The organism is Pseudomonas frederiksbergensis, assembly GCF_003732705.1.
In the GTDB taxonomy this organism is placed as follows: Bacteria; Pseudomonadota; Gammaproteobacteria; order Pseudomonadales; family Pseudomonadaceae; genus Aquipseudomonas; species Aquipseudomonas frederiksbergensis_F.
Genome location: NZ_MOBR01000043.1, coordinates 147,465 through 162,037 on the forward strand (window position 1 = coordinate 147,465; position 14,573 = coordinate 162,037).

Genomic DNA, 14,573 nt, shown 5'->3' on the forward strand with positions numbered 1-14,573 from the left:
CACCTGCGGGAGGCGACGATGCAGCAGGTCCAGAGTGAAGGCGTGGTCAGCGCGATGTCCCAGGCTATCGATGCGCAGCAGGCGGCTCAGGAGTTGGCGCGACAGTTATTACATCCGCACCTGGGCTTCGTGCTGTTTTTCTGTTCCGCCGAATACGACTTGCAGGCGCTGGGCCAGGCCTTGCAGCAAAGTTTCGGCGGGATTCGTCTGGTGGGGTGCACCAGCGCCGGGGAAATTACCCCGCAAGGCTACGGCCGCAATTGCGTGACGGCGGTGGGGTTCGATCATCGGCACTTTTCCATCGCCATCGAATTGATCGACGAAATGGAGCGCTTCAGCCTGATCGACGCCCAGCAAATGGTTGAACGCCTGGTGGGCGGCTGTCGCAGCAACACCCTGGCGCCGATCAAGGGCAACAGCTTCGCACTGACCCTGCTCGATGGCCTGTCCAGCCGTGAGGAAATGGTCCTCGCCGCGTTGAGTGCAGCCTTGGGTGACATCCCGCATTTCGGCGGTTCCGCCGGCGATGACAATTACCTGACCCACACCCACGTCTACTTTGATGGCGCGTTCCACAGCGGCGCAGCGGTGGTGGTGCTGGTCAACACCTGGCTCGATTTCGAAGTGTTTACCACCCACCACATCCTGCCCCGGGCGGAAAAACTGGTGGTCACCGGGGCCGACAGTGCGTCGCGACGGGTCTTCGAACTCAACGCCGAGCCCGCCGCCGAGGAGTACGCCCGGCACATCGGCGTGCCGGTGGCCGAGCTCGATCACCGGATCTTCGCCGCGCACCCGTTGGCCGTGCGGATCAACGATCAGTACTACGTGCGCGCCATCCAACAGGTGCACCCGGACCTGAGCCTGAGTTTTTACTGCGCCGTGGAAAACGGCATCGTCCTCACCGCCATGACCCCCGGCCCCATGCTGCCGAACCTGCAAGCGCTGTTCGAAGGCCTGGAAGAACGCCTCGGCGATTTGCTGCTGACCATCGGTTGCGACTGCTTTTTGCGGCGCCTTGAACTGGAAGATCGCGGCAGCCTGGAGCCGATCGGGGCGTTTTTGCGTGAGCATCGGGTGATGGGTTTCAACACCTACGGAGAACAGTTCAATGGCATGCACATCAACCAGACCTTCACCGGGGTTGCCATTGCCCGAGGCCGTTCCCCTGGACACCGTTGAGCTCCAGGCGCAGATCGCCAGCCTGCAGCGCGACAATCAAAAACTGCAGCGCATCAACGGCGCGCTGATCGAGCGCATCGAATCCGGCATCACCCGCGGCAACGACCCGTATGCGGCGTTCCAGCATTCGGTGGTGCTGGCCGAGCAGGTCCGCGAACGCACTGATGCGCTGAACCAGGCCATGGCCGAGCTTAAGGCCGGTAACCATTTGCTCAGTGACGCACGGCTGCGGGCGGAAACGGCGCACCAACATTTGATCGATGCCATCGAGAGCATTTCCGACGCCTTCGTGCTGTTCGACGAAGACCAGCGCATCGTGCTGTTCAACAGCCGTTTCAAGGCGTTTTGGGGCAATAGCCGGGTGCGGATCATCGCCGGTATGCACCTGGCCGAGGTCAAGCGGCTGATGACGGCCACCGGGTTGTTCACCGAAGAACCCCGAGGCCACGCCGACCAGAATCTGCTGTATCGCCTGCAAAATGGCCGCTGGCTGCAAGTCAGCGAACGACCGACCCAGGAAGGCGGGCGGGTGATTCTGTTTACCGACATCACCGACGTCAAACTCAGCGAAACCGTGCGCCGCGAGCAAGCCGTGGCGCAGAAATCCCATCTGCTGCAACGGGCCGTGGACAACCTGTCCCAAGGCGTGGCGATGGTCAGCGCCGACGGCATTCTGGAACTGTGGAACCGGCGTTTTCTGGAACTCAGCGGCCTCGCGCCAGTGGCGGCCCATCGGCCGTTTGCCGAAGTGATCGCCGACAGTGAATTGAACCTGCTGACCCCGGCCAGTCGCGACAGCAACGGGCGGTTGGTGCAGGAATGCGAACAGCGCCTCTACGATGGCCGGGTCCTGGAAATCCGCACCCATCCATTGCCCACGGGCGGCTTCGTCAACACCTTCACCGACATCACCGAACGCTACCAGCACGCCGAAGCCCTCAGCGAAAGCGAGCGCTGGATTCGCCTGATCACCGACCATGTACCGGCGCTGATTGCCTACCTGAACGCCGATCTGGTCTACGAATTCACCAACAAAGTCTACGAAGAATGGTACTGCTGGCCCCGGGGCGTGATGCTCGGGCAGAGCCTGCGGGAAGTCCACAGCGAACAGCATTACCAGCGCCTGGAAGCCTACGTCGCCCGGGCCCTGGCCGGTGAGAGCGTGACCTTCGAGTTCGCCGAAACCAACATCAACAATCAGGAACGCTACATGCTGCGTTCCTACGTGCCCAATCGTCTGGCTACTGGTGAAGTGGTGGGGATTTTCGTGTTGATCCGCGACATTACCGAGCGCCGCCGCACCGCCGAGGCCTTGCATCAGGCCTATCAAAACCTGGAGTTGCGGGTGCGCGAACGCACGGCGGAACTGACGACCCTGAACGATCAGCTGCTGCGCGAAATCGATGAGCGCCGTCGCGTCGAATCACGCCTGCGCGAAGCCAAACTTGAAGCCGAGCAGGCCAACCTGTCGAAGACCAAGTTTCTCGCTGCCGTCAGCCACGACTTGCTGCAACCGCTCAACGCCGCGCGGCTGTTTACCAGCGCCTTGCTCGAACGCCGAGAGCCGGTGGCCAACGCGATTCTGGTGCGCAACGTCAGCAACTCCCTGGAAGACGTGGAAAACCTGCTGGGCACCCTGGTGGATATTTCCAAACTCGATGCCGGTGTGATCAAGGCCGACATCGCGCCATTCGCCCTCAGCGAATTGTTGGAAAACCTCGCCGCCGAGTACACCCAAGTCGCGCGCAGCGAAGGGCTGGAACTGCATTTCATCCCGTGTTCGGCGCTGGTGCGCAGTGACATTCAGTTGCTGGCGCGGATCCTGCGCAATCTGCTGAGCAACGCGATTCGCTACACCTACAGCGGCCGTGTGGTGCTCGGTTGCCGGCGCCATCATCAGCGTTTGTCGATTGAAGTCTGGGACAGCGGCATGGGCATCGCCGAAAACCGGCTGGAGGAGATTTTCCAGGAGTTCAAACGTGGCGATGTGCAGCGCCCGGATCAGGATCGCGGATTGGGCCTGGGGTTGGCGATTGTCGAGAAAATCGCCGGGATCCTCGGGCACCGGATTCACGTGCGCTCGTGGCCGGGCAAGGGCTCGATGTTTTGCGTCGAAGTGCCGCTCAGCGCCACGGCGCCCAAGGCGTTGCCGAGCCTGTTGATGAGCGAGCCGATGCTTGAGCGCCTGCGCGGGGCGCGGGTGTGGGTGCTGGACAACGACGCAGCCATTTGCGCGGGGATGCGCACCTTGCTGGAAGGTTGGGGGTGCCTGGTGGTGACGGCGTTGTCGGAGCAGGATTTGGCCCGGCAAGTGGACAACTATCACCAGGAAGCGGACCTGCTGATTGCCGATTATCACCTGGACGACGACCAGAACGGCGTCGATGCCGTGGCCCGGATCAATGCGCGGCGGGGTTCGGCCATCCCGGCGATGATGATCACCGCCAACTACAGCAATGAGCTGAAGCTGCAGATCCGGGAGTTGGGGCATACGTTGATGCATAAGCCGGTGCGGCCGATGAAGCTCAAGACTGCAATGAGTCATTTGCTCGGTAGACCCTGATCGCCTGATCTGATCGTTCCCACGCTCTGCGTGGGAATGCCTCACCGGACGCTCTGCGTCCGCTCTTGGGACGCGGAGCGTCCCGGGCTGCATTCCCACGCGGAGCGTGGGAACGATCAGTTAGCGTCGTAAGTAAGACCCGAAATCTATGTCCCCAGCACTGAGAATGGCCTGTACCCGGTTGTGCACATTCAACTTGCGCAGGATCGCCGAGACGTGGGCCTTGACCGTGGTTTCGGCGATTTCCAGGGTGTAGGCGATCTGTTTGTTGGACTCGCCCTTGGTCATGCGCTCAAGCACCAGCAACTGCTTGCGGGTCAGGGCCTGGAGCAGTTCCGGCGGGAAGCTCGGGTTGTCATTCATGCGCCGATGGGTGCCGGGTTTTTGTGTGCGGATGATGTCCGGCGGCAGGTACACATTGCCGTTGAGAATCTGCTGGATCGCCTCGGTCATTTGCAGGCGTGGCGAAGACTTGGTGATGAATCCCACGGCGCCATAGGTGATGGCTTGCAGCACGATCTGTTTGTCCTGCTCGGCCGAGACGATCACCACCGGAATGGTCGGCGCCTCGTTGCGCAGGTTGATCAGGCCATTGAGGCCGTGCATGCCGGGCATGTTCAGGTCTAGCAGGATCAGGTCCAGGTCGTCGTGTTCCTGGGTCAGCAGCAAGGCGCTGTCCAGGTCGGCGGTTTCCATGACCTCGCTACCGGGGAAACCGTCGCTGATGACGTTATGAATGGCTTCGCGAAACAGCGGGTGATCGTCGGCAATCAGAATTTTGTACATGGCCATTCACCTCATTATTTTGATTTTTGGTGGGGCAACATCGTGCACGTGTTCAGTCAGGGAAAGGGCTCGGGCTGGGCTGGCGCAACGGGCAGGTTCGCCGCTTGCCAGGCGTCCAGGCCATCGCGATACCAATACACTGACTTATAGCCCATGGCGGTGGCGCGTTTTACTGCGTTCCAGCTCAACCAGCAATCGGAGCGACAGTAGAACACCAGCGGTTGCTGGTGGTCGCCGTCGGTGAATTTATCCAGATTACGCGCAAAGTACGTCTGCCAGTCGAGTGTCAGGTCGCCGTCACCGGTATTCGCCAGCCAGTGGCTGCCGGGCAGGTTTTCGTGGGGCTGGTCTTCGATGAATTGACCTTGCAGCCATTGGCGGCGGTAGACGTCGATCAGCACCGGGCGCGGCGTCTGGTTGAGCAGGGTTTGCAGGGCGGGGGTGTCGAGGATGGTCGCGCCTTGCAACTGAGTGGGCGTCGGGCTGCGGTACAGGCCGATGCGGTAACCGTCGGCGGAGAACAGCGGGGTTTCGGCGTGCGCGGTGCTCAGTAGCAGGCTAAGCGACAGGGCAGCGAGGCAAGGGCGTAACAGACGACGTCGGGCACGCGGCATGGGGGTTCAATCCTTATCGTTATGAACCTATTACATGCCAGTCCTGATGCGATGGGAATGCGACGATAGACAGGTAAAGCAGTACTAAAGTAGTAATTTCAGGCGCTGATCGTTCCCACGCTCCGCGTGGGAATGCAGCCCGGGACGCTCCGCGTCCCTCCAGAGCCGAACGCGGAGCGTCCGTGGAGGCATTCCCACGCGGAGCGTGGGAACGATCATCAGTCAGGTGGCTTTGCGCACGGCGGCGTGTTGCGGGTTGAAGGTGAGTACCGCGAGCAGCACGAACACCAGCGTCAACCCTACGCACACCGCCAGCGCCAGCGGATTGAAACGCTCATACAGCGCAAACCGCACCAGCTCCACCGCGTGGGTAAACGGGTTCAACGCGCACAGCCAATACAACCACTCACTGGACTCGCGCATTTTCCACAGTGGATACAGCGCCGAGGACAGGAAAAACAGCGGGAAGATCACGAAATTCATCACCCCGGCAAAGTTTTCCAACTGGCGGATCGCATTCGACAGCAACAGCCCCAACGCACTGAGCATCAACGCCACCAGCAGCAATGCCGGCAAGGCAATCAACAGGCCCATGGCCGGCGGTTGCACGCCATACACCCAGGCAATCGCCAAAAACGCATACACCTGCAACAGCGAAATCAGCGACGTCGCCAACAGCTTGCTGCACAGCAAAAAGGTCCGGGGCAGGGGGCTGGTCAGCAGCACGCGCATGCTGCCCATCTCCCGGTCATAGACCATCGACAGTGACCCTTGCATGCCGTTGAACAGCAAGATCATGCAGGCCAGCCCCGGAATGATGTACACCTCGTACGGAATGTAGGTGTCGTAGGGTTCGATGATCGCGATGCCCAGCGCCGCGCGAAACCCGGCGGCGAACACCAGCAGCCACAACAGCGGCCGCACCAGTGCACTGAGAAACCGCGTGCGCTGCAACACAAAACGCAGCCATTCGCGCAGCACAATGCCGCTGAAACACTGCCAATACGCATTCATCGGGCGGCTCCTGAAGTGGTCAGTCGAGTGAAGGCCGAGCCGAGGTCGCCGCCGTGTTTCAGGCTCAGGGCATCGGCTTGTCCACTGGCGACCAGTCGTCCCTGATGAAGAATCAGCAAGTCGTCACTGGGTTGCACTTCATCGAGCAAATGCGTGGTCCAGAGCACGCTGATGCCTTGCTCGCGGCACAGGCTGCGGATGTGTTGATTGAGCGCCAGGCGACTGGCCGGGTCGAGGCCGACACTGGCTTCATCCAGCAGCAACAAACGCGGTTCGTGGAGCAAGGCGCGGGCAATTTCCACCCGGCGCCGGTGGCCGCCATTCAGTTCGCGGACTTTTTCGCGACGGCGTTCGGTCAGGGCCTGACGCGCCAGTTCGGCCTCGACCCGCAGGCCGGTCTGGCGCCGGGACATACCGTGCAGCGCGGCGTGATAACGCAGGTTTTGCTCGACGCTGAGGTCCAGGTCCAATGTGCTTTGCTGGAACACCACGCCCAATTGCCTGAGCGCCGGGCGCGGTGTATCGCGCAATGAACAGCCACCGACCCGGATATCACCGCGCTGCAAATCATACAGCCGCGTCAGCAGGGCAATCAGCGTCGACTTCCCGGCACCGTTCGGCCCCAGCAACGCCGCAAAGCGTCCGGGAACCAGGCTGAAACTCACCTGGCGCAACGCTTCTTTCGCACCATAAGCGAAGCTCAGTTCGCTGACTTCCAGTGCGTTCATGGGGTCACCACCACACCCCACGGATAACGCCCGACCTTGATCGATTTGCTGACCTTGAGGCTGTCAACGTCAATCACCGACACATCGCCGCTGACGCCGTTGGTGGCGAGCAATTGCTTCTGATCCGGGGTGAACGACATCTGCCACACGCGCCGACCGACCAGCAAATAATCCAGCACTTCAAACGTCTTGGCATCGACCACCGCCACATGGTTGGCCGGGCCGAGGGCGACGAAACCGTATTTGCCGTCGGCGCTGAGCTTGATCCCCACCGGTTGCACCTTGTCCGGGTGCACGCCTTTGATCTGGAAGTTCACGGTCTTGAGGATCTTGCGCGTCGCCACATCGAGAATCGTCACCGTGCCGCCGATTTCCGCCGAGGCCCACAGCTGTGAGCCGTCCGGAGAAAATTCGACGAACCGTGGGCGCTGATCCACCAATGTGCTGTCGGCCAACGTCTGGGTGCTGGTGTCGATCCAGTGCAGCATGTTGGTGGTTTCGCTGGTGTTCACCGCCCACTTGCCATCAGGGCTGACCGCCATGCCTTCGGGCTCGACGCCGACGTTGATTTGACTCAGCACCTTGGAGGTTTCGGTGTCGATCACCGTCACCAGCGCATCGTCTTCGTTGGAAACGTACAACCAGCGATTATTCGGGTGCAGGGCGAATTGCTCGGGGTCTTTGCCCGACGGCAGTTCCTTGATGATCTTGCGCGTGGCCACGTCCATCACCTGGACCCGATCAGAATCACTGGCGCAGATGTACAGCAGCTTGCTGTCGTGGGACAGCAACAAGCCGCGCGGGCGCTGTCCGACGGGCAGGGTGTCAGTGACTTGCAGGGTCTGCATGTCGATCAGGCTCAGGCTGTTGTCCTTTTCGTTGGAGACCCAGGCGGTGCTGGCCACGGCGTGCCCGGCGGCGAGCAGCAGGGCGCATGAGAGCAGGGTACGGCGCATGGCGGATTCCTTTTTATTGTCGTTGAGGTGGCGGAAAAATCAGGGAAAGCGGCAGGTCACTTCCGGCTTGTCGTAGCCCAGGCTGTCCATTTCGTTGAAGGGGTGCAGGAAACCGTCCTGAGGTGAAGTGCTGACCAGCGCGCGCGGTTGCACGATGGGGATCGGCTGACGCAACTGGCCGTTCCACGGTCGATAGCTGAGCTTGCGACCCTTGAAACCGTCCAGCGGCAATTGATCGCTGATCTCCAGCGCACGGATGGCCATCGGATCGACCTGGCGCAACTTGCTCACCGCGCTGGCGATGCTGCGCACGGCCATCCACGCGGCGAAATCCCGGTCATTCATCCAGCGCCCGGCCATGGCCTCGAAGCGTTTTTGCAGTTGCGCGGCGCCGTAGGTTTCCACGGTCTTGTGCCAACCCACCGGGGTCAGGCCCTGAGTACCGGCGACCGGGCGCGGGTACCAGGTCTGGTAGGGCACGTATTCGCCGAAGTCGCCGCGCTCGTCGGCCACCAGCACCACGTCGTACTCGGCGGTCTGGGTGAACAGTGGCATGTCAGCCTGGGCGCTGCGGCGTTGATCGTTGTCGAAGCTCCAGGCTTTTTCCGCCACCAGTTTCAGGCCGAAGCGTTTGGCGGCGCGGCGCAGGGCGGCGGCGTAGGCTTGATCGTCCGGGGTCGGGCCGACGATCAGCAGCGCCCGTTGCCATTTGCGCACTACCAGAAATTGCGCCAATGCATCGGCGAGCATCGCCCGGCTCGGCAAGCTGTGCAGCACGTTCGGCAAGCAGTCGGTGGTGCGCAGGCTGTCATCCGGGCTGCCGGCGTTGAACAGCAAACTGTCGGTCAGTACCGCGCTGAGGCGGCGCAGGGTTTCCACCGGAGCATTCACCACAAACAGGCGCAGGCCTTGTTCGTGTTGGGCCTTGGCCGCGTCGATCAGCGCATCGGCGTTATCGGTACTGGCGCTGACCAGGCTGTAGCTGTGGTTGAGAAAACGTCCGGTGCTGTTGCTGTCGGTGATCGCCAGTTCGGCGCCGCGCAGCCCGGCATCGGTCGGCTCGGGAATGACATTCGACAGCAGCGGGCCCGGATCGGGGCGATAGCCGAGGTAACCGATCTGCACCTGCAACGGCGCGTCCGCAGCCTGGCTCTGGGTTGCCAATCCGGCGGCGCAGGCAATCGCCAGCAGGTAGATCAAGGCGTAAGGGGCGAGCTGGCGCATAAGGCACTCCATGACGGGTAGCGCCAGCATAGGAAGGCTGCGGGTTCGAGGAAATATGCAGAAAGTACCGGAGAGCCAGTACCAAGGTCGTAATTCGCGGCGACGGTGCGCCACAAGCCCTACTACCAAGGTACTGGGCGGCGGCCACCAAAGCAGCATGGGGCTGGCGCAACGGGGTTCCTAAGATGGGGGCCATAGCCTCTTCCCGGAGGTTTTGCGTGCAACCCTGAGGGCATAACAATGACAACAAAACGCAACGCCTTGCTTGTTGCCGGACTGCTGGCCGGTTTTATCAGCGCAGGTCCGATCTGGGCCCACGGCAACGTGGTGCCACAAGCGGTGGAAACCCCGGGCCTGACCCCGATCAAAGACGCCGGCGTGCCGGTGGATGGCGATGGCTGGGCGACGGTGAACCCGTATCGCAACTCCCCGCAGCACGATAAAGCGCTGGAAATCGGCTCATCGGCCTACAACCAGAATTGCGCGGCCTGCCATGGTCTGGAAGCCAAGTCCGGCGGGATTGCCCCGGACCTGCGCCTGCTGGATGTCGGCGACGCCGGTGATGAATGGTTCGTTGAACGAGTGCGTCATGGCGCCGTACGTGACGGCCGGGTCTACATGCCGAAAATGGCGGATTACTTGAGCCAGGAAGCCTTGTGGGCGGTGCGTACCTACCTGGACAGCGTGCACTCCGAGGAGTAACCCATGCGCCTGCTCGCTGTGTTGATCAGTGCTGTGCTGCTGTGCTGCCAGGTGGCGCAGGCGCAGGTTCGGACCTATGACCAGATGATCGCCGCCGGGGAGTTGAAAGTCGCGGTGTACAAGGACTTCGCCCCGTACAGTTTTGAAGATGCCGGCCAGCCGCGAGGCGTGGATGTTGACCTCGCACAGGCTTTGGCCGCGGCGCTGGGCGTGAAGCTCAAACTGATCTGGGCCCCGGCCGGCGAGAAGCTCGACGACGACCTGCGCGACTACATTTGGCGCGCCAGTCAGTTGCACGATCAGCAACTGGCGGACCTGATGATGCGCGTGCCTTATGACCGGGATTACTCACAAAAACGCAACGAACTCGGCGAGCTGGAAAACGATCATGTCGTCATGTTCGGGCCGTATCAGAACGAACAATGGCAAGTCGCCTATGACCGCCGCCGGCTGGACTCGGTGGGCAGCGTCGCGGTGTTCGAGCAGCACCCGATCGGCGTCGAAGTCGATAGCGTGCCGTCGTTTTACCTGACCTCGGTGTTCAACGGCATGCTCGCCGCCAAGACTCACCACTATCCCGGCGTGCCCCAGGCCTTTGCGGCGATGAAGGACGGCGAAGTCGATGCGGTGATGGCGATGCGTGGCGAAGTCGATTGGCAGGTGCATGAAGCCCACGACCCGCAAGTGGCGCTGGCGGAAAACGCCTACCCGAACATGGGCAAGCAACGCTGGGAGATCGGCATGGCGGTGCATGAAAGCAACCGGCAATTGTCGTATGCCCTGGAGGAGGCGCTGGAAGCCATGATCCGCGAGGGCTCGGTGCAAGCCATTTATGCCCGTTACGGCCTGCAGTACGAAGTGCCGGAGATGTATCAATAGTGAACTGGCGAGCGAGTTGCCTGCTGGCCTGTTGGCTGCCGTTGGCCGCCCATGCGGTGGACATCGATCCGGGCCAGGACCCGGTGCCGTCGGTGATGTGGGCCTTCTATCACAAGCAAATGCTCGGTGATGCCCCGTTCGTGTTCGACGAACGGGTCAAGCTGCTCGCGCCGCCATTCGCTGAGGACGCGCGTCAGGTACCGCTGGAAATCGACGCTCGGGCGTTCAAGGGCGAGGTGGTGAAAATCCTCGCCTGGGCTGAGCTCAATCCTTTGCCGAAAATCGTCGATTTCCAACCGTTGGACCGGGTGTTGCCGTGGCTGTCGATCCGCATCCGCATCGAACAGGCCACGCCGTTGCGTGCGGCGGTGCTGACCCGCGACGGCGTCTGGCACGTCGGCTCGACCCTGATCGATGCAGCGGGCGGCGGCTGCACGGCACCGAGCGTGGTACGCACCCAGCCCGGCTGGGAGGAACACATTGGCGAAGTACTCGGTGGGCGTTATCCCCGTGGCGAATTCAGCCGTGTGCGCTTGCAGGTGGCGCACCCGATGGACAACGGCATGGTCAGTGGCATCCCCGAATTCTTTATCAACCACGCCGAACTGCGCGATCAGAACGATCAACTGCTGGCGCGCCTGGAACTGTTTCCCGCCGTCAGCGAAAACCCCAACCTGGCCTTCGACATCGAAGGGGCAGGGCAGACGCGCCTGTTGCTGCGCGACAACAGCGGCAATCAATTTGATGCGGCCATCCCCTGAGCCAAGGAGCGCGTCATGCGTTGGATATTGCTGTTGTTCATCGGTTTGAGCCTGCCGGCGTTGGCGGAGCTTGAGTACGCACTCAAGCCGCGGCTGATTGCGCCAGACACCTGGCTGCTGGAAGGCAGCACCGACAATTTCGCCAAGGCCAACGGTGGCAACATCGTCAACACCGGGTTCATCGTCACCGAACGTGGGGTGGTGGTGATCGACACCGGGCCGTCGAAACGCTACGGCGAGGCGATGCGCAAGGCGATTGCCGCGGTCACCGATAAACCGGTGATTGAAGTGCTGCTGACCCACCATCACCCCGATCATGCGCTGGGCAATCAGGCGTTTACTGACGTGCCGATCGGCGCGCTGGCCGGCACCACCGAACTGCTGCATCAGCAGGGCGATGCCATGGCCGAGAACATGTATCGGCTGGTGGGCGACTGGATGCGCGGCACCGAAGTGGTGTTGCCCACCGAGGTGCTGACACCGGGGCTGAAAAGTTTTGGGAACCACGATCTGCGCCTGCTAAGCCTGGGTGGGCATACCGGCGCGGATCTGGCTATTCTCGACCAGCAAACCGGCGTGCTGTTTGCCGGGGATCTGGTGTTTTACCAACGGGCCCTGACCACCCCGAACAGTCCGGGGCTGGCGGTGTGGCTGGCGGACATCGCCACCCTGCAAGCCTTGCCCTGGACGCTGATCGTGCCCGGCCACGGGCCGCTGGCCACCGATGCCAAACCCTTCGAGCAAATGCGCGACTACCTGACCTGGCTTGACCAACTGCTGCGCGACGGCGCCGCCAATGGCAGCGACATGTCCGAGATGATCCGCAGCCCCATTCCCGAACGCTTCGCGGGTATCAACCTGAGTCACTACGAACTGATCCGCAGCGTCAGCCATTTGTACCCGGGCTATGAGCGCGCGCAAATGACCCGCATCGACTCCACCGCGACCAGACAATGATCGTTCCCATGCTCTGCGTGGGAATGCAGCCCGGGACGCTCTGCGTCCCATCAAGAGCCGAACGCGGAGCGTCCGTTGAGGCATTCCCACGCAGAGCGTAGGAACGATCTTCTCAAGGGGACCCGGTACTAAGGAACTAGCAATCTCAACACTGCGGGCAATTGTTGCCAGGGCGGCGGCGGCGAAGAATCTGCATCAGACCGGGAAAATCCCCCGGACATAATAAAAACCGCAGAGGTAGCCGTCATGACCCAACCCGCACGTCGCCAACCCTTCGTCTTGAGCGCGTTTCTCAGTGCCATGCTGCTGTCCGGCTCGGTATTGGCTGCCGTCAGCGACCAGGACATTCTCCAGGACCCCAAGAACCCGGAGCAGATCGTCACCAACGGTTTGGGCGTCCAGGGTCAGCGCTACAGTCCGCTGGACACCCTCAACGTCGACAACATCAAGGAACTGCGTCCGGTCTGGGCCTTTTCCTTCGGCGGTGAAAAGCAGCGCGGCCAGCAAGCGCAGCCGATGATCAAGGACGGCGTGATGTACATGACCGGTTCCTACTCGCGGGTGTTCGCGGTGGATGCGCGCACCGGCAAGAAGCTTTGGCAATACGACGCGCGCCTGCCGGATGACATCCGTCCGTGCTGCGACGTGATCAACCGGGGCGTGGCGTTGTACGGCGACCTGGTGTTCTTCGGCACCCTCGACGCCAAGCTCGTGGCCCTGAACAAAGACACCGGCAAAGTGGTGTGGAGCAAGCAGGTGGCCGACCACAAGGAAGGCTATTCGATCAGCGCCGCGCCACTGGTGATCAACGGCAAACTGATTACCGGCGTGGCCGGTGGCGAGTTCGGCGTGGTCGGCAAGATCTCCGCCTATGACCCGAAAAACGGTGACTTGCTGTGGGTTCGCCCAACCGTCGAAGGTCACATGGGCTACGTCTACAAGGACGGCAAAGCGATAGAAAACGGCATCTCCGGCGGCGAAGCGGGCAAGACCTGGCCCGGCGATTTGTGGAAAACCGGCGGCGCCGCGCCTTGGCTGGGCGGTTACTACGACCCGGAAACCAATCTGCTGCTATTCGGCACCGGCAACCCGGCACCGTGGAACTCGCACCTGCGTCCTGGCGACAACCTCTACTCGTCGTCGCGCCTGGCACTGAACCCGGACGACGGCACGATCAAATGGCACTTCCAGAGCACCCCTCACGACGGCTGGGACTACGACGGCGTCAACGAGCTGGTGTCGTTCAACTACACCGAGGGCGGCAAAGAAATCAAAGCCGCCGCCACCGCTGACCGTAACGGCTTTTTCTACGTGCTCGACCGTACCAACGGCAAATTCATCCGGGGTTTCCCGTTCGTGGACAAGATCACCTGGGCCACCGGTCTGGATAAGGATGGCCGGCCGATCTACAACGAAGCCAGCCGCCCGGGCGCACCGGGCACTGAAGCCAAGGGCAGTTCAGTCTTCGTCGCACCCGCGTTCCTCGGCGCGAAAAACTGGATGCCGATGGCCTACAACAAGGACACCAAGCTGTTCTACGTGCCGTCCAACGAGTGGGGCATGGACATCTGGAACGAAGGCATCGCCTACAAGAAAGGCGCGGCGTTCCTCGGTGCCGGTTTCACCATCAAACCGTTGAACGAAGACTACATCGGCGTGCTGCGCGCCATCGATCCGGTCACCGGCAAGGAAGTCTGGCGCCACAAGAACTACGCGCCGCTGTGGGGCGGGGTGCTGACCACCAAAGGCAACCTGGTGTTCACCGGCACGCCGGAAGGTTTCCTCCAGGCGTTCAACGCCAAGACCGGCGAAAAGGTTTGGGAATTCCAGACCGGTTCCGGCGTACTCGGCTCGCCTGTGACCTGGGAAATGGACGGCGAACAATACGTCTCGGTCCTCTCAGGTTGGGGCGGCGCCGTACCGCTGTGGGGCGGCGAAGTGGCCAAGCGCATCAAGGACTTCAACCAGGGCGGCATGCTCTGGACGTTCAAGTTGCCGAAAGACCTGGTCGTCGCCAAACACTAACCCCGAGCCCACCGCATAACCCCCCTGTGGGAGCGAGCCTGCTCGCGAAAGCGGTGTGTCAGCCAACATCTTTGTTGAATGTACCGGACCCTTCGCGAGCAGGCTCGCTCCCACACTGGTTTGTGTGCTGATCGTTCCCACGCTCTGCGTGGGAATGCCTCTTCGGACGCTCCGCGTTCGGC

Annotated in this window: 13 protein-coding genes; 7 read left to right on the top strand and 6 right to left on the bottom strand. The window is 61.8% G+C overall.

Annotation, left to right across the window (positions count from 1 at the left end; translation table 11 throughout):
* Nucleotides 1-18: 18 nt before the first annotated feature.
* Together nosP and nahK are read left to right on the top strand one after the other, a co-directional pair.
* Nucleotides 19-1,182 carry a nitric oxide-sensing protein NosP gene (nosP, locus tag BK667_RS30850; RefSeq protein ID WP_123599849.1) on the top strand — a complete coding sequence of 388 codons (1,164 nt, stop codon included), beginning with the start codon at nucleotides 19-21 and terminating at the stop codon, nucleotides 1,180-1,182.
* On the top strand, nucleotides 1,151-3,745 hold the full coding sequence (gene nahK / locus BK667_RS30855; protein ID WP_123599850.1) for a hybrid sensor histidine kinase/response regulator NahK/ErcS': 2,595 nt from the start codon (nucleotides 1,151-1,153) through the stop codon (nucleotides 3,743-3,745). The genes nosP and nahK overlap by 32 nt, the downstream gene beginning before the upstream one ends.
* A gap of 120 nt (nucleotides 3,746-3,865) precedes the next feature.
* On the opposite strand, the gene BK667_RS30860 is transcribed toward nahK, so the two are convergent.
* The 6 genes from BK667_RS30860 to pedA1 form a co-directional block, all read right to left on the bottom strand.
* On the bottom strand, nucleotides 3,866-4,531 hold the full coding sequence (locus BK667_RS30860; protein ID WP_123508683.1) for a response regulator transcription factor: 666 nt from the start codon (nucleotides 4,529-4,531) through the stop codon (nucleotides 3,866-3,868).
* 56 nt (nucleotides 4,532-4,587) lie between these two features.
* The gene (locus BK667_RS30865; RefSeq protein ID WP_123599851.1) at nucleotides 4,588-5,145 is read right to left on the bottom strand and encodes a PQQ-dependent catabolism-associated CXXCW motif protein; all 558 of its coding nucleotides are present in this window, start codon (nucleotides 5,143-5,145) and stop codon (nucleotides 4,588-4,590) included.
* A gap of 222 nt (nucleotides 5,146-5,367) precedes the next feature.
* On the bottom strand, nucleotides 5,368-6,159 hold the full coding sequence (gene pedC, locus BK667_RS30870; protein WP_123508681.1) for a lanthanide ABC transporter permease protein PedC: 792 nt from the start codon (nucleotides 6,157-6,159) through the stop codon (nucleotides 5,368-5,370).
* Nucleotides 6,156-6,887 carry a lanthanide ABC transporter ATP-binding protein PedB/LutE gene (gene pedB / locus BK667_RS30875; protein ID WP_123599852.1) on the bottom strand — a complete coding sequence of 244 codons (732 nt, stop codon included), beginning with the start codon at nucleotides 6,885-6,887 and terminating at the stop codon, nucleotides 6,156-6,158. The genes pedC and pedB overlap by 4 nt, the downstream gene beginning before the upstream one ends.
* On the bottom strand, nucleotides 6,884-7,843 hold the full coding sequence (locus BK667_RS30880; protein ID WP_123508679.1) for a YVTN family beta-propeller repeat protein: 960 nt from the start codon (nucleotides 7,841-7,843) through the stop codon (nucleotides 6,884-6,886). The genes pedB and BK667_RS30880 overlap by 4 nt, the downstream gene beginning before the upstream one ends.
* A 39-nt stretch (nucleotides 7,844-7,882) precedes the next feature.
* A complete protein-coding gene (gene pedA1, locus BK667_RS30885) occupies nucleotides 7,883-9,067 on the bottom strand; it encodes a lanthanide ABC transporter ABC transporter substrate-binding protein PedA1 (protein ID WP_123508678.1) in 1,185 nt (394 codons plus the stop codon).
* A 240-nt stretch (nucleotides 9,068-9,307) separates the two neighbouring features.
* Here pedA1 and pedF point away from each other — a divergent pair, with 240 nt between their 5' ends.
* The 5 genes from pedF to BK667_RS30910 all read left to right on the top strand — a co-directional run bounded on the left by pedF (nucleotide 9,308) and on the right by BK667_RS30910 (nucleotide 14,391).
* Nucleotides 9,308-9,769: a cytochrome c-550 PedF gene (pedF, locus tag BK667_RS30890; RefSeq protein WP_123599853.1), complete on the top strand. Its 462-nt coding sequence runs from the start codon at nucleotides 9,308-9,310 to the stop codon at nucleotides 9,767-9,769.
* Between the two features lie 3 nt (nucleotides 9,770-9,772).
* Entirely contained in the window at nucleotides 9,773-10,648 is an 876-nt protein-coding gene (locus BK667_RS30895) for a substrate-binding periplasmic protein (protein WP_123599854.1), read from the top strand.
* On the top strand, nucleotides 10,648-11,409 hold the full coding sequence (locus BK667_RS30900; protein ID WP_123599855.1) for a quinoprotein dehydrogenase-associated SoxYZ-like carrier: 762 nt from the start codon (nucleotides 10,648-10,650) through the stop codon (nucleotides 11,407-11,409). Before BK667_RS30895 ends, BK667_RS30900 begins: the two co-directional genes overlap by 1 nt.
* Nucleotides 11,410-11,424: 15 nt before the next feature.
* Nucleotides 11,425-12,366: a quinoprotein relay system zinc metallohydrolase 1 gene (locus tag BK667_RS30905; RefSeq protein WP_123599856.1), complete on the top strand. Its 942-nt coding sequence runs from the start codon at nucleotides 11,425-11,427 to the stop codon at nucleotides 12,364-12,366.
* Nucleotides 12,367-12,612: 246 nt separating this feature from the next.
* Nucleotides 12,613-14,391: a PQQ-dependent methanol/ethanol family dehydrogenase gene (locus BK667_RS30910; RefSeq protein WP_123599857.1), complete on the top strand. Its 1,779-nt coding sequence runs from the start codon at nucleotides 12,613-12,615 to the stop codon at nucleotides 14,389-14,391.
* Nucleotides 14,392-14,573 lie beyond the last annotated feature (182 nt).